Source organism: Marinobacter sp. (genome assembly GCF_046484525.1).
In the GTDB taxonomy this organism is placed as follows: Bacteria; Pseudomonadota; Gammaproteobacteria; order Pseudomonadales; family Oleiphilaceae; genus Marinobacter.
Map to the genome: position 1 here is coordinate 112,428 of NZ_JAWOIS010000049.1, position 19,249 is coordinate 131,676.

The window sequence follows — 19,249 nt, forward strand, 5'->3', positions numbered from 1 at the left end:
CCAAAACTTTAAGAACAAAATTCTAAAACTCCAGCGCAAAACAAAGTTTTACATTCGGCAACAAAAACCGGCACAAATGTTGCCAAACAGGACATGTCGTATGTTGCGCACCTGTTAAGGGCTGCCTAGAGTACGGTGATGCCAATGCTTAAGCATTCTCAACGAGTCAGCCTTCGCAAGAAACTACCAGACCAATCACCTATTTAAGGCTCGACAACGCTGGCCTGGAGCCGTCAACAAAACTTTACCCGGACATTTACTGCGTATGGACGCACAGACCCTCAATAACAAATCCCCGGATGCCTCTGCGGCAGCAACCTATTTCAGTCCAGAGGACTATCTGCTCAATACTCTGCAACGTGCAGTTGCCAACAATCAGGATATCCGCATAAGCGGCGGGAGCATCGGCAGCCTGACGGTAATGAGCAGCCGGGGAGAGTATTTTACGGATAGCCCGGATCTGCCCGCATTACTCTGCCAGAGCCCGGATAACTGTCGCGTGAGGATTCTTGACACAGGGGACGATCAACTCTCTACGGACTCCGGGATCGGACGAAATATCGATGAGCTGATGTGGCAAGCTGCATTTTACGTTTCCGATGGTCGACTGATGGAAGGCTGTAACCAGGCTGACGTGATTCAATTGGATTACTGGCCCAACCTGACTCGCCTACCCCGCACCCCAAACAGTTTCAGAATCCTGGCGCTGCTCTCAAAACATCCGACGTCCGTGTTCTTTGCCTCTCGGCTACTGAAGGTCCCCGCCAGCGAAATCTTTCAAATCTACAGCGCTGCCAAAGCCGCGGGTCTCGGTCGCGCCATCAACCGTAAAGCTGAAGAGCCCAGCCTGGCGCCTCATCGCAGCCAATCGCTGCTTTCGTCACTTCTGAAAAAGATTGCCAGGTTTTAGGAGAACTCAGTGGAGCACAAAATCATCTTTACCGGACCGGTCGGTGCTGGCAAAACCACCGCCATCGGCTCTATCAGTGACATTCCGGTTGTCAGTACCGAAAGCAAGGCCAGTGACGAGGTCGCCAAGCAAAAAGCGACAACGACGGTCGCCATGGACTATGGCGTAATGAAGCTTGGGGAAGGGTTGAAAGTTCACCTTTACGGTACCCCTGGTCAGGAACGTTTCAGATTTATGTGGGACATCCTCACCATTGGCGGCCTGGGCATCGTGGTATTGGTCGATAATGACCGCGAAGATCCACTGGCCGATCTGGAATTCTACGTCCGTGCTTTCGAGACTTTTATAAAAAAGAATGCCTTGGTTGTAGGCGTTACACGCATGGATACCAAGCCCCGCCCGGGACTTTACTCTTACCACACCCGACTCTCGGAACTCGGTATTCAGGCCCCCGTCTTTGAGGTGGATGCCCGTGAGCGGACAGACGTCTCCATTATGCTACAGGCGCTGCTCGCCATGTTGGACCCGGGGGCTCAACGATGACCCCTGGCGACTCGGCGGATTCCACACCTCCGGTTTTATCCATGCGAGGTTTCGGCGTCGGCTTCGGAGAAAAAACCATCCTCGCCAGCCTGGATCTGGATATCCCGGACCGACAGGTGGCAATCCTTCTCGGGCCAGCCGGAACCGGAAAATCAACGCTGCTCCGAACCCTCAGCGGTTATAACGATGCCAGCCCTAACCTCAGGACCTGGGGCGAGGCAACCTATCTGGGCAATCCCATTTCCACCAGAGAGCGCCCGGCGCTTGTGGCCCAGAATACCCGCATGATGATGTCCAGTGTCCTGGAGAACATCATCCACGACCTTCCTGAACGCCAGGGACTTTCTCCCCTGCAGCAACGGCAACTGGCAGTGCGTCTTCTGGACTCGGCCGGCCTGAGTGAACTCATCGAACGGATTGACGACCCGGTAGTCCACCTGGATCTTGCCCTGCAAAGACTCCTAGCCATCATGCGCATGGCTGCAACCGGCTCCAGATTGTTAATGCTGGACGAGCCGACCACGGGGCTCAGCGAATCGGAGGCGAGACGACTACTGGAGTGCATCGCCGACGAAGGACGAAAACGCTCAATCATTGTCGCTCTTCATAATCTGGAGCACGCGCGCCAACTCGCGGGCAACACTATTTTGCTGGCAGGTGGCAACATCCAGGAAGTTACGCCTATCGAAGAGTTTTTGATAAAGCCCGGAACCGACGCCGGGCGCGCGTTCATTCGATCCGGATCCTGCGCCTTGCCTGATCCCGATACGGATCCGGAAAGTCTTGACCCTGAGGCACCTCGACCCGCTGCAATCCCGGCCAGGGCAAAACAATACGTAAGCGACAGCTTCGGGCCACGAGGCTTCGTCTGGCTCCACAAGGGGCAATTGGCCGGCACCCCCCGACCGGGCATCGTCCAGGATCTTGAATACGACCTGAAGGCCTTGCGCCGGGTCGGTGTTACAAATCTGATAACCCTGACCGAAACGCCACCTGAAGTCGAGACGCTGAAAGCCTTCGGCATTGAGAACATCTGGTCCCCGTTCCCGGACATGCATCCACCCACAAAGGCACAGGCATTGGAACTTTGCGAAAAGATAAACCAGCTATGCAGCGAGGGTGGTGTTGTTGCAGTTCACTGTCGAGCAGGGCTGGGAAGGACCGGAACCATTTTGGCTGCCTACCTTATCTGGGAGGGCGCCGAAGCACTGGAAGCATTGGAAGCAGCCCGGCGTATTGAACCACGCTGGGTCCAGTCAGAAGCCCAGGCTGAGTTCCTGGAACACTTCGCCCGGTTTCTTGCCGGGCGAAAACAAGCCATACCGGTGTCTTGAAATACAGCCACCAAACTAACGATAACAACACAGTAAAATAAAGGAGAATGCACCGATGAGTCTTGAAGACGCGATCCAGAAGTCGATTTCCGAGATTCCTGAATGTCTTGCGGGGGGCTATGTCGATCTCAACAGTGGCATGCTGCTGGGTATAAAAACCGTGGACTCCCACCCCCAGGAAGTTCTCGAAATGCTGGCTGCAGCCACAGCCGACCTGTTCCAGGGCCCCAACGTGGTTACCATCGAGAATATGTTCAAGAAAGCCCGCGGGCTTCCACTGGATGACTTCCACTACTTCCAGGAAATCATCGTTAACAGCGAAAACCTGATCCATATCTTCATGCGCAGCAAGGCAAATCAGGAACATGTGGTAACGTTTGTCTGCCGCCGCACCGCAAACCTCGGGATGGTACTGACCAAGGCTCGCGCTGCATTGCCGAAAGTTGAGGCTGCTCTCTAGGCACTCGGTATCTGGTTTATTGCCAGGTACAAAGCCAGTGCTGTCAACAGTACTGGCTACTATGAACTTGCCGGAGGAGACACTGCTGTATGTATACCATCGAATATCAGGGCCAGAACTATCAATGCAGGAGCGAGGAAACCATCCTGGAGGCCATGCTTAGGCACGGGGTCAAGTTTCCCTTCTCGTGCCGAAAGGGCTCATGCCATGCCTGCATTCATGTTGCCGAAAAAGGACGTCTCTCGGAGGAATCCCAGAAAGGACTCGATAGCCAAAAAAAAGATGAGGGGTGCTTCCTCCCCTGTCTATGCCGTCCCGTGGACGATATGGTGATTGCTGCTCGACCGAAACGCAGCGGAAACAGGAGCGCTACTCCGTCGGAGGAGAGGAACGAAAGCAATTTCCACAGTCCGGATCCGGAAATGTGGCAGGCACTCGGGGAAGGGTCAGTGCTCAGGGCGGTGCTCGAAGACTTTTATAGCCGGGTCTACGAGGATCCCCGCTTGGCACCTTTTTTCCACGGCGTCACCATGAAGCGTGCCGTCGAGAAACAGTTCCTGTTCCTGCGGCAGAAGTTCACCGGCGAGAAAGTCTATTTTGGCGACCGTCCTCGCAATGCCCATCACTGGATGGTCATCTCCAACGAACTGTTCGACTACCGCGAATCGATCATGCTGGATTGCCTGCGCCGTCATGGACTGCCGGAGCATCTGGTTGAGCGCTGGAGGGCGCTTGAAAACAGTTTCCGCAGCGATATCGTCAAGGACAAACCCTGGAATCGAAAGATCGGTGACATAGAAATACCGGTTTCCGGTTTTGACGAGGTCACTCTGGACGTAGGCTCCCTCTGCGACAGCTGTGGCAACGAAATTGATGCCGGAGTCACCGTACGCTATCACCTGCGACTGGGTACCGTGTACTGCCCGGACTGCATGTATTCCATCGGGGAGTAACAAAAACCCGGCGCCAATAAAGGGACTTACCTCGTCGTAGGTCTCGCTCTCGGCGAGCGCATCCACATCCAGACGGGACACTAGAGCGCCGGTTCAGTGAGCTGGAGAACGTGAAGCGACAGCCTTCGGACGTCAGTCCTGTCAGGGACTGACGTCAAATACTCCATGCACGACTTCGTCACCACCAGCGTCCGTGATCACGGCGGTGATGACATGCTGGCCCGCCAATCCCTCAAGGCTGAATCCGTAAGCATCGCGCGGAGGCTTGGTAACCGTGCCCGCGAAATCCCAGGGGGCACGGTTTTCCACCTTGATCGCGCTACCCAGTCGGTCCGGATCATCCAGATAGAACGCCACCCTCTTCATGCCTTCAATGTCGGGCACAAAGATGTACACCTCACCGCTCAGGTTTGAGCCGTCAAGCGGCACCGGATTACTTCGGTCCGCCGCCTGGGATACCACCAGTGTGTACAGAGAGGGCTGGTCATAGACGAGACTGACCGGGACACTCAGTTGCTCTCCGGTCCCTGCTTCAATCACTACATCCGCCTGGTACTGGCCGGGGGAAAGCGCCGAGGCATCGGCGGTCAGCACAAGCGTTTCAGGTAGCACTCCGGCAAGGGGCTCTACGCCCAGCCAGGCCGCCGTGCTGCGCGCGCTGTAGTTCGGGTTACTGCCATCGGTCATCTGTACCAGGACATCCTGCTGGGCCAGTGACTGAGGCGGCGTTAGTTCAAACAGAACGCTGCCCGGGGTGGCATCCAGCTGCGGGACATCATTGGCCACCATGAATCCGGCCGACACCAGAACCTCAAGCCCCCCGGAAATGGTGAGGCGAGCGCCCAGTTCATGGCCACCATCCGCCAGCGTCCCGGTGTCATAGGGATAAGCGGTATCATCGGCGGCAGTGCCGGCCAGATCGAAGGGGGGTACATTCTCGGTTTTGGTGACTACGCCGGTACCGGTCGGATCGTCCATGTAAAAACGCACCTGACTGACATCGGTATCCGGACTGGTGAAAATGTATTGCTCACCCTGCAATAGGGCGCCTTCCAGGGGGACGGCTCCCGTCCGCTCGGGGCTGTTCGACACCCAGAGTCCATAACTGGAAGCGCCTACCCGCAACACCACCGGCACCCAGGTGGCACTGTCTTCCCCGGCAGTGATCTGCAGGATGCCGCGGTACTCACCGACCGCCAAACTGGAGGCATCTGCCACTAACTCTATACTTGCCGGCGTCACTCCTGAGACCTGCGAAAGCGACAACCAGCCCGGGACCTGGCTGATTTCGAAATCCAGTACAGCGCCATCGCCGCCGGTTACGTTCAGGCTCTCAGAGACCACTTCACCCGGCTCGGCCAGCAATGCGACCTGCCGAGGCTGCGCCAGCACCTCCGGCGCACAGCCATTCAAGGCATATCGGACCCGATCGATCTGCAGCGGCACAGAGCCATCGCCTTCAACTCCGAACACATCCACATTGAGCGTACCGGTTGCGGTCAACGAAAGATGGGCAAAATGGTGCAACGTATTGTTCCGGAACACCGTCCAGGCAGGCGGCTCCGAGGTACGCCAGGGCGAGAAATCCTGCGAAATATTGCTGAGCTTGCCACCTGGGGCAACCTTCAGCCAGCTCACACCATCCTCTGGGCCATAACAATGACGATTGTCTGACGTTGGCGTGTTTGTGGCAGGCACATTGACCAGCGGATAGGTTCGCTCATAGGACTGATCGTGAGCAGTGAGCACCACCTGAACTCCCGCAGCCTCAAAGATCGGCCCGAGCTGGTCACGAAGTGGCAGTGCAGAGGGGTGATTGGTGCCCTCCGAGAACGGGGCCGCGTGCAGATAAGGCACCAGCCAGCGCTGGCCCCGGCCTCCGGCAGCTGCCAGATCGGCGCTCAACCAGTCCAGCGCATCCTGCGGAAGTTGCTCGTACTCATTCAGTCCGAAGATCGATACAAAATGAGCCTCACCGGCATCAAAGCTGTACATCCGACGACCGTTCCAGCCCTCGGGCGTCACAAAGTAATTCACCCAGGTGTCAAAACCCTCCCCCAACAGCACTTCATGGTTGCCATAGGTCGGCATCATCGGGCTTTGGCTGGCGATTGCCGACATCTGGTCAAACCAGGCGGCAATGGAACGCTCGAGAGTGACATAGCGCTTATCGGTATTGAAATAGGCGTAGTCACCGCCCAAAAGCACCAACCGCGGATTGCGCCGGGCAATCTCCAGAATTACCTGCTCTGTTCCGGTGGCCAGCCCGTCAAGACGACCGACCAGACCGGTATCGGCGACAAAAATTGCATCAAAGTCCGCGGGCCCCGGTGCCGGTGCGGTATAACTCTCGTATACCCGACTCCAAACGTCCGGGGCAAGCGCCGCACGAAACTCATAACGGGTATCAGCAAGCAGTCCCTCAAGGTTGACCAACAGATACTGACCATCAGCCGTGGAGTGACTGACCGTACCACTGGCCTGCTCCCAGGCACTCTCACCAGCCCGACGGTAGCTCACCGTAGCCGGCGTTCCCGCAAGCGGCGAGAACCACATCACTGCCAGCGATCCGGAAGGATCGCCTTGCCAACCGGTATGCAGCTGCCCGGCCTCACCGCCCGGCGCCGGTGGCGGCTGGTTGGCAACCTGCATCAGCCCCTGAAGGGTCTGTACCACCGAACCACCCTGGTAAAGCTCGGCACTGACCTGGTAGTTGCCATCCACCAGGTTACGGGTGTCGTAGGCATAGGCCAGATCATCCGGAGTCGTGCCGGCGAAGTCCCAGGGAATGCGGTTTTCAGTCTTGACGAGGGTACCGTCCAGATAGAAACGAACCTGATCCGCCGCATTGGCATCGCCCACAAAGATATACACCTGGTCCTGTAGTGGCGTTGTCTCAAGGCTCTGGGGCGAGCTTCGATCCGATGAGAGCGACACCAGTAGCTCGGCGGCAGACGCACGCAATGGTAACAGGGCCAGCACCAAAAACAGGGTGAGGAACAATCCAGTACCACACGTCAATGAGCGGGCGGGGCGGGGAAAAGCAAAGAAGCGCAGAACCATAACGACCACCTCCCGGGGATAGGATCGGGGACCGTAAAAATTCAGCATATTCAGTGCCAGCTCTCTAAGCGCCTGAAAGCTTTCCCGAAGTAAAATCACCGGGGATGCTGGCAGCATTGAGCTGTATATTTTTCTGACACTTTTGATGTGGAGAACAAAAAAGGGGCTCAGCCATCCCTGGCCGAGGCCTTTTCACCATCAGAACTGATATTTCAGACCAACCCGGCCGGTATCAAACTCCGGTCCGTCATTGGTGACCTGGCCGTTGAAGTCATCCTCATCAACATCGACGTTGTAGCGATTGTATTCCGCGAACGCCGTCAGCTGTGGCGTCACCCGGAAGTCCACACCGGCACCGACAAAGGGACTGACCTCGTCGTAGGTCTCGCTCTCGTCGAACGCATCCACATCCAGTGCGGAGACGAACGCACCGGCCTTGCCATAGACCCCGAAACTGTCGGTCAACGGCAACCGCCCGACCGCACTGAGCCCGGCGCCCTTGAGCTTGGCATCCACATCATCCTCGCCGAAGTTACCGAAATCGATGTACTCCGCCTCGAGGGCAAAGAAGGGCGAGAACTGGTAACCCAGCGCAACACCCAGCAGATCGTTCTCATCCTCGAACTCACCGCCGTGGGACTTGTAACCACCGTAACTACCACTGATGTACGGCCCGGCCGGATCACGGCTGACGCTTTCCTGCGCCCAAACCGCCGGGGCCGTCGCAACCGCTGCAGTCAGAACCGTGGCATACGCAAAACGTGCTTTGTAGCTCATAGCGCGTCTCCCTTTAAGGTTGATTTCCTTTCGCCTTGTCGGGCAATCGCCTCGGACTTTGCGCGATCGCCTGAAACCACCGTATCGGGATTTGACGCTGCGGGGGGTTAAAACCGGACTAAGATTTATTCACATCTGGTTCATCGGGTGGGCAGAACCAACTCCGTCCACCCGGCAATGCGCCCCATACCAGATCAGTAGAGGCTTCGGGGTATCCGGTAGCCTGACAGCAGCTGTTGCGTGAAAGGGTTGATAGTGCTGGCGGCGTGCAGGCGATACTTCATTTCCCCATCGTCCACCCGGAACCTGACATCCACCGCATTACTGCTCACCCCGGTAATGTCTGCCTGGCCCAACAGCCTGAACAGGGCCCATGGACCGTTCTCGGAAATGCTACGGGGTGATCGGTTGACCTGGATTGGCACCAGAGTGATTCGGGTTTCCACGGCATCTCGCAGCGTGTTGGGCCATATCAGCGGAATGCTCTGGCGCGGACCATGGGAGAATTCCACCAGCTGGCCATCGATGTTCACCACCGAGCGCCGCTTGTTATTGCTCAGGCTGAGCGGTTCCAGGGCAAACTCCACGTCCAGCGTGCCGCTGCGGGTGAAGAACGCCTGTCGAATCTGTCTCGCCCGCTCCAGCGCGGCCAACACATCCCGGCGCACAAGGCTGGCCCTGCTGGCGTCGCCCACCTGCTCCGGATGGTCTTCCAGGAACAGCTTCAGGTTCTCGCTATAGAAGGTTTCCAGAATGCCGTCCGGGGCAAAGAAACGTTCGAAATCTTGCAGCGCAGCATCACGCCCTGCCCCTTGTGTGAAGGGGTAGTGGCGGGCCAGGTTCTGCTGGAAGGGCTGGTAAATTTCCCGGTACCAGTCCCGCTCCAGCTGGGCCACAGCGCTGTCCAGAATAACCCCCCAGCTTTCATTGGCCAGGCGGTTGAGTATCCGGTTCAGGGGTTCAGGCTGATGGCCGGCCATGCGCTGCAGGGTGAAGATGGGATCGGCGCCCTGCAGGCTCATACGGGCACGGGCAGCACTCAGAGCAGCTTTGCCGGTGTCCGGGGATTCCTGGATGTTGCGCAGGTACTCATGCAGCTCCACCACCACCAGCATGACTTCCTCCAGGCCGGAGGGCGCCTCCCCCTGCTTGCGGGTGAGCTGGTTCAGGTCGCTGAACTGGCGCTCTATGTCCCGCAGCATTCGGTAATGGGGGGACTGCTCCAACAACTTGCGTGCGGCTTCGGCTTCACCATCACCCACCGGTATCAGTCGGGTGTTCTCCCGTACCTGGGCGAGCAGCCTGGCCAGGGGTTCGTGCCCGCTGGTCAGACTTTCAAGAATGCGAACACCGTGATTCAGGTCTTCGAACCGATGGATATCCAGTCGGCTGAGCGCGGTGCGCCAGGCTTCGGCATAGTGCTCGGCGTAAAGGGTCTGAAGACTGGCCAGCAGCTCGGCCTCATCGGCCTTGCTGAACTCTACATCGTCCCGGCGACCCAGTACCCAGGCATCAATCAGGGCCAACTCGGTCACCGAACCGGACTCACGCAGGAACCACTTTTCCAGGCCTTCCCGGGTCAGTAGAGCCGGAATGGACAGCGGGTCCTGTGCTGACGGCACATTTCCAGCAAGAGGTTCACCGTAGCTGTCCAATCGCGTGAATACGGTGGAGAAAGCCGGGCCGGAGCTGCGAGCCACTTCCAATGGCGCCGGGAAATCACGGCTGGCCTCGTTCTCCAGTTCACGATAGACGCGGTCTGACGTGCTGATACGGCCAAGCTCATGCTGCGCCCACTCCACACTGCTGCGGAATGGCGCCAGCGCCATGGTGGCGGTCGGGTCACCGTTGGCCGCCAGGTCTGACAGGTCGGTATGGGCCATGGCGTATTGCAAATGCCCATAAAGGCGGTTCTGCACATCGCGCTGGCCCGGGAACCGGGCTTGCCAGTATTGACGCATATAACCTGACACAATGTCGATGCGACGTCCGCTAGCATCGTACAGCATCCGCAGCACCCGCAGGTGGCCAAGCCGTTCCGCGCTGTTGTCCGGCGCCTGGCCCATTTCCTCCATCACCCCGAACATCAGCGCGGGCAGGTACTGGTAAGCAAGCATGGTCAGGTAGGCCTTGTCCACTTCCGGGCCCACCTTGTGGCCCTGATACAGTCCCATATCGGTGACCAGTGGCCATCCCTTGCGGTAATCACCGAAGGCCAGGGTGGCATCACGCAATTCATCCAACGGTTGCAACAGGTTGCGGCCGGTGGTGTCCGGCTCGTAGCCTACCGGATGCCAGTCGTTGAGATAGCTTTTCACCCGGTTTTCCACCTGGGCCGCGGCTTCAGCATTCTGGATGAAATAATGCTGCCAGCCCGCAGTCATACCTGCACCGGCGGCCACCGCCACCACGGCCGCAACCGCCACCCGGCGATGACGCTGGCGCACCACCCGTCGGTTATCGCCCGCCAGGCCCGCTTCCGGGTAGATGATGTCGGGAAACAGGCCTTTGGTGAACAGGCTCGCGGACTGCCCACCACGCTGGGCCGGCTGGATGGGATCCGGCATCTGGTAGTTCCGGGCCGCTGCGGATACAAACGCATCTTCAGGCACCCCTTCCTGCAACACCGAGGTGAAGTAGACACCACGCGCCAACGCAGGCGTGGAGAAGGAATCCGCCGACAGCAAATCGGACAGGAACTGCTCCATGGCTGACTTCAGGCCGGCCAACTGGCGGGTAAAGGAATAGGCCGCCACCCGTTCTTCGTTATCACGGGTATTGGCCAGTACGTCCGGCAGGCGCTCGGTGAGCTCATCCACCATGTCAACAAAGCGCTCCGCGAACTGGTCCAGCCACTGGTCCTGATCCTGCCGGCCATCAAGCCTGAAGGTGAAGCCCAGGACCTTATCCTTCTCGGCTTTGCTGAGGGTACGCACGAAAGGCGCAAAGCCATACATGAGGTCCATCTTGGTGAAGGTCACATACACCGGCAGCCGCGAACCCAGTTGCTCCATCAGTTCCCTCAAGCGGGTGCGCAGCAGAACGGCATGGGCTTCACGCTGTGGTTCGCCGGAGGCACTCAGGCGCGCAAGATCCACTGCCACGATCACCCCATTGAGCGGCCGTTGTGGGCGACTGCGCTCCAGCCAGGCGACAAAGTGATTCCAGAGCCGGCTCTGGATTTCCCCGGTGGCGCCTTCGCCCTGATTTTGGCTCAGCAGTTCCCCATCCGGATCAATCAACACACCCTTGTCGCCAATCCACCAGTCAAAGCTGAACGGGTTACGATCACCACGGTTATTACGGGTCACGTTGGTGAGGGTATAGGTTTGCCCGGCCCGCTGGATCAGGCTGGTTTTACCGGCGTCCTCCAGGCCCATCACCAGATACCAGGGCAGCCGATACATGCCCTTGCGCCCAGGCAGGTTGCTTTTCAACGCCTGCAGCTGTCGGTCCAGCAGCCGCTGTTGACGACGCTCCATCGGCAGAATCGGGTCTTCCTGTTCGCGCTGCTCCTCAGCCGTGGCCTTGTTCACCTTGCCCAGGCGTCGGGCCAGCATGGAGCCCCAGACAATGACCACCAGCAGCACTACCCCGAGGGTGACCAGGGCCCGCATCTGCCAGGCCATCAGGGGATAGTCCCCATTGATTTCCAGGCGTGGCCCCAGCCACCAGGTAGCCACCAGCACGGCCACAACACCCAATGCCAGGGTAACGGGAGCGGCACTGCGGATGCGGGGCAGAAGCCACCGACCAATGAGTAATGCTTTTCTCCACATGGTTTCCATTCCTGCGTTCGTTGCGTCTTGTGGGCGTTACGCCAGTCGTTCCAGTTGTTTGATCAGGGCCGGTTCCCAGTCGTCGAGCACCCGCCCCTGGACCTGGATTTTCAGGTCCTGAATCTGTTCAGCGGCCAGGGCTTTGAGGCCGGTTTCTTTGAGAAGCCGAGCACTGGCCAAGCGCCAGTAGAAGCGCTCCCGGGGTTCCCGGGCATCGGCCAATCCCTGCTCCAGCAGTTCCATGGCCGGTGCCAGTTTGTTCTGCCGTGTCAGCTCCAGAGCACTGTCAAACGCCTGCTCCCAGGGGTTGGCGCCACCGCCAGCCCCTTTGCCAGCCGTGGGCGCTGTGTGCAGCCAGTCCGCCGCGTCGTCACTGAGAAACGGCGTGCCATCTTTGAAGGTGAGCTCGGCCAGTTGCGGCAAACGGTCCCCAAACCCTTTCAAGGCTTCCTGGATGGCCTCCGCGCAATCCGTGTTTCCAAGCGCCGTGGCAGCTCGGGCACTGAGCCAGTGGCCGTCGAGCCAGAAAGGGCTCACCGACAGGCTTTGTTCAATGCGCCGCCACAGTTCAAGATCCGGCGTTTTCTCCAACGCCTCCTTGTACTCTGCCACCCGGTCGGCACTCACGGCCGCCAGGTCGGTACGCTTGCCATCCGGGGTCGGCGGCAGGCTGGTGATGCTCTGCCAGATGGCATACCGGCGCATGCGATAGCCCAGGGGATTGTCCGGCTCGGTGCTGGTCAAAAGCTCGGCGACCTTGAGCAGGCCCTGTCGGGTGGCCCGCTCATTGCTCGGGTCCAGAGTCAGATTGCCCAGCGACGCTGCGTCGGTGCTGGCGCTGGCCGAACCTGCAGGTGCCGAGCCGGCCTGGCTACCACGCTTGGTTGTCGAAGCACTCTCAGAAGCGGATTTGGTGACCGGAGCCGCGCCCGGCTTTGGCAGTTTTTCCGCGGCCCGCTTCAGGTCAAACAGGGCGTCGTCGGGCAAGTCCCGGTCCTCGGCCTGGGCATCCAGCTTGTCAATCAGATCCAGACAGAACTGACGACCGTCCCCCACGCTGGCGTCAAAGCTCAGGCTCTCGACGGCCTTGAGCGCCCGCTGCAGCATCTGGGTGAACAGCATCTTTCGGGCCCGCTGGCCTTTTGCACCGGGATACGGCCAGGCATTTTCCCACCAGCCATCCAGCACCCGATGCAGCAGGTACAGCGACAGGGCAAACCGTTCGCCGTCCCCCCCGCGCTGCAGGCTGAGCATGACAAAGCCCAGCACCTTGATGTCCTTGCTACGATCCGCCAGCAGTTTCAGTGCTTCGCTTTCAACCTTTGGCCAGTCGATGTCATTATGGGCCAGCGAACCCACTTTCATGATCTCGTCTTCGAGAAACTCCAGCGTGCTGTCTTCGGCCAGGCTCTCGCCCACCCCGGTGTCACCCGGAATCGGTGCAAGTACCTGATGGACGTAAGGGTGCTGCTCTATCACCTGCATGACATCACTCCTTACCAGCCACAGGCCTGGCGCAGAGGCTGAATCGCCTCCGCGAAGCCGTCGAGGTCGAACAGAAGGCCATCCAGTTCCCGAGCACCCGCGTGCAGGCGTACATCCGGCTGGTTCACCACATCCAGCACGGTGCGAATGGCCGGCAGGCCGCGACCGGCACTGACCACCAGCCCCTCATCCCGAACCCGCCAGTGCGCGCGCTGCGGGCCGAGGGTGACTTCGACCCGTTCGCGATCCAGCGGCTCCGGCAACATGATGGCCAGCTCGGTGATGTTGTTGTGACACTGCAGCGACAGCACCGGTCGCGGCGGCTTTACCCCCAGGGCAGTCACGCTTACCAGATGGCCGGCAGCGGCTCCGGTATCGCGATAGACCACCCTACCTGCGTCATCTCCGCCCGCCTGGGCAAACACCCGGCGCCAGCGCTCCGACTGGTTCACCGGGCGCGGGTGCTGGCCGGCCTCGTAACGAGCCAGAGGCGTACCAAACAGTTCGTCATAACAGGCCAACCGTTGCAGCCGATTCGGTTCCTCGGTGCAGGCCTTCGCTTCTGCCAGGCGCGCATCGGCCCAGCTATTGGCGCTCACCAGCAGCAGAGCGGCAAGGGAGAGGCGGAAAGAGTCTTTCAGCGTCATGCGTCGGTTACCTGATACTTCAGACATTTATGGGCCAGCGTGCGTTTCGGCAAACCCAGGCTCTCCGCCGCCTGGGCGCGGTTGCCGCCGTACTTGCGCAGACGTTCACGAATGATTGCAGCCTCAAAGGCCTGGGCGGCAGCTTTCAGATCCCGGATATCATCGGCAGGCGGTACACCGGGTATGGCTTTGGCTTCCACAAATGCCGTCGTCGAATTCGCGGATTCGGCGAACAGATCGTCCAGGCGCAGGACCTCGGGCTGAATATCGTCACCAGCGGGGGTTTGCAGGCAGGCCAGCTCGATGATGTTACGCAATTCCCGCACATTGCCCGGGAAGTTGTAGTCAGCCAGCGCACTCAGGGCGTGACTGCTGATGCCCAGCGGGCCGCTGCCTTCCCGCTCGGTGTAGAGTCGGATGAAGTGACGGCTGAGTGCTTCCAGATCCTCACTGCGTTCGCGCAGGGGCAGTATTCGCAGGGGGAACTGGCTGAGACGGTAGAACAGGTCCCGGCGGAAGCGGCGATCCTCAATCCCCTTCTGCAGCGGTTGGTGCGTTGCCGCAACCAGGCGGAAATCCGAGTGCTGTTCCTCCCGGGCGCCCAAGGGGCGGAACTGTCGGCTTTCCAGCACCCGCAGCAGTTTCGATTGCAGGGCCAAGGGCATGTCGCCGATTTCATCCAGGAACAGGGTGCCGCCATTGGCTTGGGCCAGCAGTCCCTCTTTGGCCTGATCCGCGCCGGAAAAAGCGCCTTTGGTGTGGCCGAACAGTTCACTTTCCAGCAAGGTGTCCGGGATGGCGGCACAGTTGACCACCACCATGGGCCCGTTGGCACGGTCGGACATGTCGTGTATGCCCAGGGCGACCACGTCTTTGCCGCAACCGGTCTCGCCCTGGATCAGTACCGACAGCTGGCTTCCGGCAGCTCGCACCACCTGGGCCCGGAGGTTGGTCATGGCTTCGGAATTGCCGACCAGGGTATTGGCCAGTTGAGCACAGCGCTGACGCAGGGTTTCAGCATCGTACAGGTGGTCGAGGGAGTGTTTGAGCAGCCGCCGTTGCCAGACCTGATCACGGGTTTGCAGGTGGCTGATCCATTGATGCACCAGCAGGTGTTTCAGGCCGCTATACAGTGGCTGCGTGACGATGCCCTGCCAGTCGGGATGGTCGCCGCACAAAACGAGCATGCCGAGTGTACGGCCATCTACGCCGGTGAGGGGCTCCAGCCAGAAGTTTCTTGGACGTCCGCTGAGCTCGAGGAGATTCTGAAAGCCGGCGTGGTCCAGTCGGTAGCTGGCCGCGCGGGTGAGCTCCCTTGGCTGGCCAATTTGCAGTATGTGGGCAAAGGGGTGGCTGAAGTCGTTACAGTCGAATTCACCGGCGTCATCCAGTTTGGTGCAGTGCAGAGTTCGGCCACTGAGGTCGAGTTCAAGGGCCCAGCACTTGGCCAACCCAAAGGCGTTTTCGAGCTGGCTGGTGGCGGTATTCAGCAGCGCTGGCAGGGTGTCCTGTTTGACCAGTGCCACCGCCAAATCGATGCCGGTGTGCAGTTCCTTCTGCATCCTTCCCATGCTATTCATCCCAGAATAATTACTAAGGAGATCATCGCCCGCGCATCCTGCGGGGTGGCTTTCCAAAACACGCTGTGAATACATCCCTGTACGCTCCGCTCCGCCCCTCACTGCTTACCAATCCTGCGTCGCAGTGAGGGTCCTGTCTTGGCCACCCCTGGCCAATCCGTGAAGCGCTCTCACCCTTCACCCATGGCTCCTCAGGGCTTGGGAAAGCCAACCCCCACGGCGCGCTCCTGCTCATTCAGCCTATGCGACTGTTCCTATGAACCGGTTATCGCTGACACCAAGAGTGACCTTGGACACCGGCTCCCTCGCCGCCAGTTTTTCCAGCAGCGCCAGCGACACCGGCGGCAGCAGCTCGCCTTCGATGATAGATTCCAGCATCCGCGCGCCGTTTTCACTTCGTGTGGCGCGGCTTCGGATGGCTTCTACCAGGCCGTCTTCCAGTTCCACATCGGTGTGGTAACGGGCTGTGATCTGGTCCGCCAGGCGTTGGAGTTTGTCACCGACGATGCGGTTGAGGGTGTCCTTGCCCAACGGCAGGTAGGGCACTACTTCCATTCGGGCCAGCAGGGCCGGTTTGAAGAAGTTCGCCAGTTCCGGGTAAAGAGCCTCTTCGATCCTCTCCGGCTCTTCGGCGTGATTGACGATGGTCTGGTAACCGAGGTTGGATGTGAGAAAGAAGACCATGTTCTTACAGTCGATCAACCGGCCTTCGCCGTCCGCCAGTTCGCCCCTGTCGAACGCCTGGTAAAACAAATTCAGCACTTCCGGGTGGGCTTTTTCGACTTCGTCGAGCAGCACCACGGAGTAGGGTTTCTGGCGGATGGCTTCGGTCAGGATGCCGCCTTCACCAAAGCCGACGTAGCCCGGGGGGGATCCGATCAGGCGTGAGACTGTGTGTTTCTCCTGGTATTCGGACATGTTGATGGTGGTGAGGAACTGGCGGCCGCCGTAGAGCAGTTCGGCCAGTTGCACCACGGTCTCGGTCTTGCCGACGCCGCTGGGTCCCACCAGCAGGAATGCGCCCATGGGGCGGCCGGGCCGGCGCAGGTCGGCGCGGGCCGTGAGCAGGTGCTGGTGCAGGCAGTCGATGGCGGTGTCCTGGCCTTTGATGTAAGCCTGCAGGTAGGTCGGCAAGTGGGTGATTTTTTCCAGTTCGTCGGTGGTCATGCGGTTGACCGGGATACCGGTCCAGTCGGCGATGACTTCGGCCACCTGACGAGCATCCACTCGGGCGTGCACCAGCGGCTCATCGGCCTGGAGCTCGGCCAGTTCCTGTTCGATGGCGGCGGCTTCGTTTTTCAAATCCGGGCGCTCTTCCGCATCGCTCTCGGCCAATTCAAAGGCGGAATCTTCGGCCGTTACTTCCTCAACTTCGCCACTCAGCAGCTGTTCGCGGATGTCCACTAGCCGGGCCACCAGCTCGCGCTGGTCGTTCCAGCTTTGTTCCAGGGCTTCAAATTCGGCGGTCAGGTCCGCAATGAGTTGCTCTAGTTCCTGTTCACGTTCGGCGTCCACGCTCTGGCCAAGGGCGTATTCCCGGTTCATCAGGTCCTGTTCCATAGCCAGTTGGTGCAATTCGCTGCGCACGTGGCTCAGGCGCCGGGGCGGTGTGCTCAGGTTGAGGCTGACCCGGGCGCAGGCGGTGTCCAGTGCGTCGATGGCCTTGTCCGGCAGCCGACGGCCGGCCAGGTAGCGGGCGGACATTTCGGCGGCGGCTTTGAGGGCGCAGTCGGCGATCAGTACCTGGTGGGCTTTTTCGTAGACAGTGCGCAGACCTCGCAGGATGTGGACCGCTTCACCCGGTGTCGGCTCATCCAGGGCGACCGGCTGGAACCGGCGACTCAGGGCCGGGTCTTTTTCGAAGTATTTCTTGTACTCGCGCCAGGTGGTCGCGGCGATGGTGCGTAGCTCGCCTCGGGCCAAAGCCGGTTTCAGCAGGTTGGCGGCGTCGGAGCCGCCTTCGCTGTTGCCGGCGCCGATCAGGGTGTGGGCTTCGTCGATAAACAGGATGACCGGATTGGCGGAGCCTTTGACCGCTTCAATGACGCCTTTCAGGCGCTTCTCGAATTCGCCTTTTACGGAAGCACCGCCCTGCAGGGCGCCCATGTCCAGGGTCCAGAGTTCGACGTGTCTCAGGCGGTCCGGCACGTCGCCGTCGACGATGCGCTGGGCCAGACCTTCAACCACGGCGCTTTTGCCCACGCCGGCATCGCCTACCACGATGGGGTTGTTCTTGCGGCGACGGCAGAGGATGTCGATCATCTGGTCGATTTCAGCATCACGGCACACCACCGGGTCCAGTTTTTCTTCCCGGGCCAGTTTGGTGAAGTCGGTGGCGTAGCGTTTGAGCGGATCCATATCCGTCTCCGTCACTGATTTACCAACGCCATTTTCAGCCAGTTGCGGACGCTCCACAGAGCCTTCGGTAACCCGGTCGAACTGCTTGCGCAGCTGTTCCCGGTTGATGTCGACCAGGGCCTGTGCCACCCGGGGCATCAGGTAGCGGTCGGCGCTCATCAGCAGCGCCAGGAACACGGCGCCGGAGCGCAGTTCGGTGTGGCTCAGTTCGGTGGAGGCCAGCAGCCAGGCGTCCTGCATCAGTTCTACCAACAGCGGTGAGAATGAAGGGTAAGACTCGGCGGTTTGCGGCTCGCCGTTCAGGCTGTCGCCCACCACCGGCTGCAGTTGCTGGTAATTGATGCCGGTGTGCTCCAGAATCTGGCGCACGTCGGAGAACGGTGTTTCCAGCAACTTGAACAGTAGGTGCGCCGGGGTGATTTCGGCTCCCTGGCGGCTGATACACAGGGCCGCGGAGGCTTCCAGAGCCTGGCGTGAAATGTCATTGAGGCGCCCGATCAGCGCCGGCAGTTCTACCCGAATCACAGTGATGTCCTTATTTCGGTAGTTGGTCGAGCACGTGCAGCAGGTCCGTTATGCGCTCGGTCAATGCCATGTTGTAGAGTGAGTAAATCCCGACCAAAGCCACCACAAACAGGCCACCAATGCCCCAGAGGGGCAGGCCGCTACGCAGGCGATTACGGGCCGGCATCAGGTTTTCGACGGCGTCCGCCAGGGGTCGGCTATCCCGGTCTCCGCGCAGTTTCCGGAGCTGCTCATAGAGGCCGCGAATCACCTGTTCGTATTCGTCCAGGCCGTTTTCCATGACCTTGTAGCGGCCTTCAAATCCCAGGCACAGACACAGGTAGATGAACTCCAGCATGTCCCGGTAGCGGGCAGGCTCCTTTTCCATCCTGGCCAGGATGGAGAACACTTTCTCACCGCCCCAGGTCTCGTTGTGAAATCGGCTGAGCAGTGAATGCTGGGACCAGACACTGTGAGCACCCCAGTCGGTGCCCAGCACGGCCTCATCAATAAAGGCGCAGAGTGCGTAGCGGTAGGCCACGACCGTCGGACGCTCGTAACCCTGCTCCACCAATTCCCGGTCCACGGCGGTCACTTCGTCCACCACCTGCTGATACAGGGATTCCACATCCCGGAAGTCCGCCAGCCGGCGCACCCGGATCACCAGCCCCAGCAACGGCGTGGCGGCGTCAATCAGCCGATTGTTCTCCAGGCCGCGAAGCTGGAAGTTGCTGTCACCGGTTGCGATCCGGGAATTCCCGGCACCGCTATCCGCAAACAAAAGGTCACTGAATGCACGATCGCCAGAATCCCTGGTGCTGTCTGGTCTGTCCATTACCGGTGCATCTGCCATGAT

Annotated in this window: 13 protein-coding genes and 1 pseudogene; 6 read left to right on the plus strand and 8 right to left on the minus strand. The window is 59.8% G+C overall.

Going from position 1 to position 19,249, the window contains the following annotated elements; all coding sequences use genetic code 11:
• Positions 1-265: 265 nt before the first annotated feature.
• The 6 genes and pseudogenes from R6W86_RS11050 to R6W86_RS11075 all read left to right on the plus strand — a co-directional run bounded on the left by R6W86_RS11050 (position 266) and on the right by R6W86_RS11075 (position 4,200).
• Positions 266-910, plus strand: a complete 645-nt coding sequence (locus R6W86_RS11050) for a hypothetical protein (RefSeq protein WP_410329410.1) — start codon at positions 266-268, stop codon at positions 908-910.
• A 9-nt stretch (positions 911-919) separates the two neighbouring features.
• Positions 920-1,453 carry a GTP-binding protein gene (locus tag R6W86_RS11055; protein WP_410329411.1) on the plus strand — a complete coding sequence of 178 codons (534 nt, stop codon included), beginning with the start codon at positions 920-922 and terminating at the stop codon, positions 1,451-1,453.
• Complete coding sequence (locus R6W86_RS11060; protein WP_410329412.1) at positions 1,450-2,787, plus strand: ATP-binding cassette domain-containing protein; 1,338 nt, start codon at positions 1,450-1,452, stop codon at positions 2,785-2,787. The genes R6W86_RS11055 and R6W86_RS11060 overlap by 4 nt, the downstream gene beginning before the upstream one ends.
• 55 nt (positions 2,788-2,842) lie before the next feature.
• A complete protein-coding gene (locus R6W86_RS11065; protein WP_410329413.1) occupies positions 2,843-3,247 on the plus strand; it encodes a hypothetical protein in 405 nt (134 codons plus the stop codon).
• 89 nt (positions 3,248-3,336) lie between these two features.
• Positions 3,337-3,552 (plus strand): annotated as a pseudogene (locus tag R6W86_RS11070) (2Fe-2S iron-sulfur cluster-binding protein); the annotation flags it as partial.
• Between the two features lie 117 nt (positions 3,553-3,669).
• Positions 3,670-4,200 (plus strand): group I truncated hemoglobin, encoded by a 531-nt coding sequence (locus tag R6W86_RS11075; protein WP_410329433.1) that lies wholly within the window; start codon positions 3,670-3,672, stop codon positions 4,198-4,200.
• 141 nt (positions 4,201-4,341) lie between these two features.
• Here R6W86_RS11075 and R6W86_RS11080 read toward each other — a convergent pair whose 3' ends face one another.
• From R6W86_RS11080 to icmH, 8 genes are all read right to left on the minus strand, one after another.
• Positions 4,342-7,263, minus strand: coding sequence for a purple acid phosphatase family protein (locus R6W86_RS11080; RefSeq protein ID WP_410329414.1), 2,922 nt, complete (start codon positions 7,261-7,263; stop codon positions 4,342-4,344).
• A 198-nt stretch (positions 7,264-7,461) separates the two neighbouring features.
• The gene (locus R6W86_RS11085) at positions 7,462-8,040 is read right to left on the minus strand and encodes an outer membrane beta-barrel protein (RefSeq protein WP_410329415.1); all 579 of its coding nucleotides are present in this window, start codon (positions 8,038-8,040) and stop codon (positions 7,462-7,464) included.
• A 194-nt stretch (positions 8,041-8,234) separates the two neighbouring features.
• Positions 8,235-11,828, minus strand: a complete 3,594-nt coding sequence (tssM, locus tag R6W86_RS11090) for a type VI secretion system membrane subunit TssM (RefSeq protein ID WP_410329416.1) — start codon at positions 11,826-11,828, stop codon at positions 8,235-8,237.
• A gap of 27 nt (positions 11,829-11,855) precedes the next feature.
• Positions 11,856-13,304 carry a type VI secretion system protein TssA gene (gene tssA, locus R6W86_RS11095; RefSeq protein ID WP_410329417.1) on the minus strand — a complete coding sequence of 483 codons (1,449 nt, stop codon included), beginning with the start codon at positions 13,302-13,304 and terminating at the stop codon, positions 11,856-11,858.
• Between the two features lie 11 nt (positions 13,305-13,315).
• A complete protein-coding gene (gene vasI / locus R6W86_RS11100; RefSeq protein ID WP_410329418.1) occupies positions 13,316-13,951 on the minus strand; it encodes a type VI secretion system-associated protein VasI in 636 nt (211 codons plus the stop codon).
• Positions 13,948-15,513, minus strand: coding sequence for a sigma-54 interaction domain-containing protein (locus tag R6W86_RS11105; RefSeq protein ID WP_410329434.1), 1,566 nt, complete (start codon positions 15,511-15,513; stop codon positions 13,948-13,950). The genes vasI and R6W86_RS11105 overlap by 4 nt, the downstream gene beginning before the upstream one ends.
• Positions 15,514-15,771: 258 nt before the next feature.
• Positions 15,772-18,414, minus strand: a complete 2,643-nt coding sequence (tssH, locus tag R6W86_RS11110; protein WP_410329419.1) for a type VI secretion system ATPase TssH — start codon at positions 18,412-18,414, stop codon at positions 15,772-15,774.
• 10 nt (positions 18,415-18,424) lie between these two features.
• Positions 18,425-19,246, minus strand: a complete 822-nt coding sequence (icmH, locus tag R6W86_RS11115; protein ID WP_410329420.1) for a type IVB secretion system protein IcmH/DotU — start codon at positions 19,244-19,246, stop codon at positions 18,425-18,427.
• Positions 19,247-19,249 lie beyond the last annotated feature (3 nt).

What these genes read in the sequence shown, in the direction of transcription:
- R6W86_RS11080 (WP_410329414.1), bottom strand. Translation starts at nt 7,263, where the DNA reads ATGGTTCTGCGCTTCTTTGCTTTTCCCCGCCCCGCCCGCTCATTGACG.
- R6W86_RS11085 (WP_410329415.1), bottom strand. Translation starts at nt 8,040, where the DNA reads ATGAGCTACAAAGCACGTTTTGCGTATGCCACGGTTCTGACTGCAGCG.
- R6W86_RS11060 (WP_410329412.1), top strand. Translation starts at nt 1,450, where the DNA reads ATGACCCCTGGCGACTCGGCGGATTCCACACCTCCGGTTTTATCCATG.
- R6W86_RS11105 (WP_410329434.1), bottom strand. Translation starts at nt 15,513, where the DNA reads ATGCAGAAGGAACTGCACACCGGCATCGATTTGGCGGTGGCACTGGTC.
- vasI (WP_410329418.1), bottom strand. Translation starts at nt 13,951, where the DNA reads ATGACGCTGAAAGACTCTTTCCGCCTCTCCCTTGCCGCTCTGCTGCTG.
- tssA (WP_410329417.1), bottom strand. Translation starts at nt 13,304, where the DNA reads ATGCAGGTGATAGAGCAGCACCCTTACGTCCATCAGGTACTTGCACCG.
- R6W86_RS11065 (WP_410329413.1), top strand. Translation starts at nt 2,843, where the DNA reads ATGAGTCTTGAAGACGCGATCCAGAAGTCGATTTCCGAGATTCCTGAA.
- R6W86_RS11075 (WP_410329433.1), top strand. Translation starts at nt 3,670, where the DNA reads ATGTGGCAGGCACTCGGGGAAGGGTCAGTGCTCAGGGCGGTGCTCGAA.
- icmH (WP_410329420.1), bottom strand. Translation starts at nt 19,246, where the DNA reads ATGGCAGATGCACCGGTAATGGACAGACCAGACAGCACCAGGGATTCT.
- R6W86_RS11050 (WP_410329410.1), top strand. Translation starts at nt 266, where the DNA reads ATGGACGCACAGACCCTCAATAACAAATCCCCGGATGCCTCTGCGGCA.
- tssM (WP_410329416.1), bottom strand. Translation starts at nt 11,828, where the DNA reads ATGGAAACCATGTGGAGAAAAGCATTACTCATTGGTCGGTGGCTTCTG.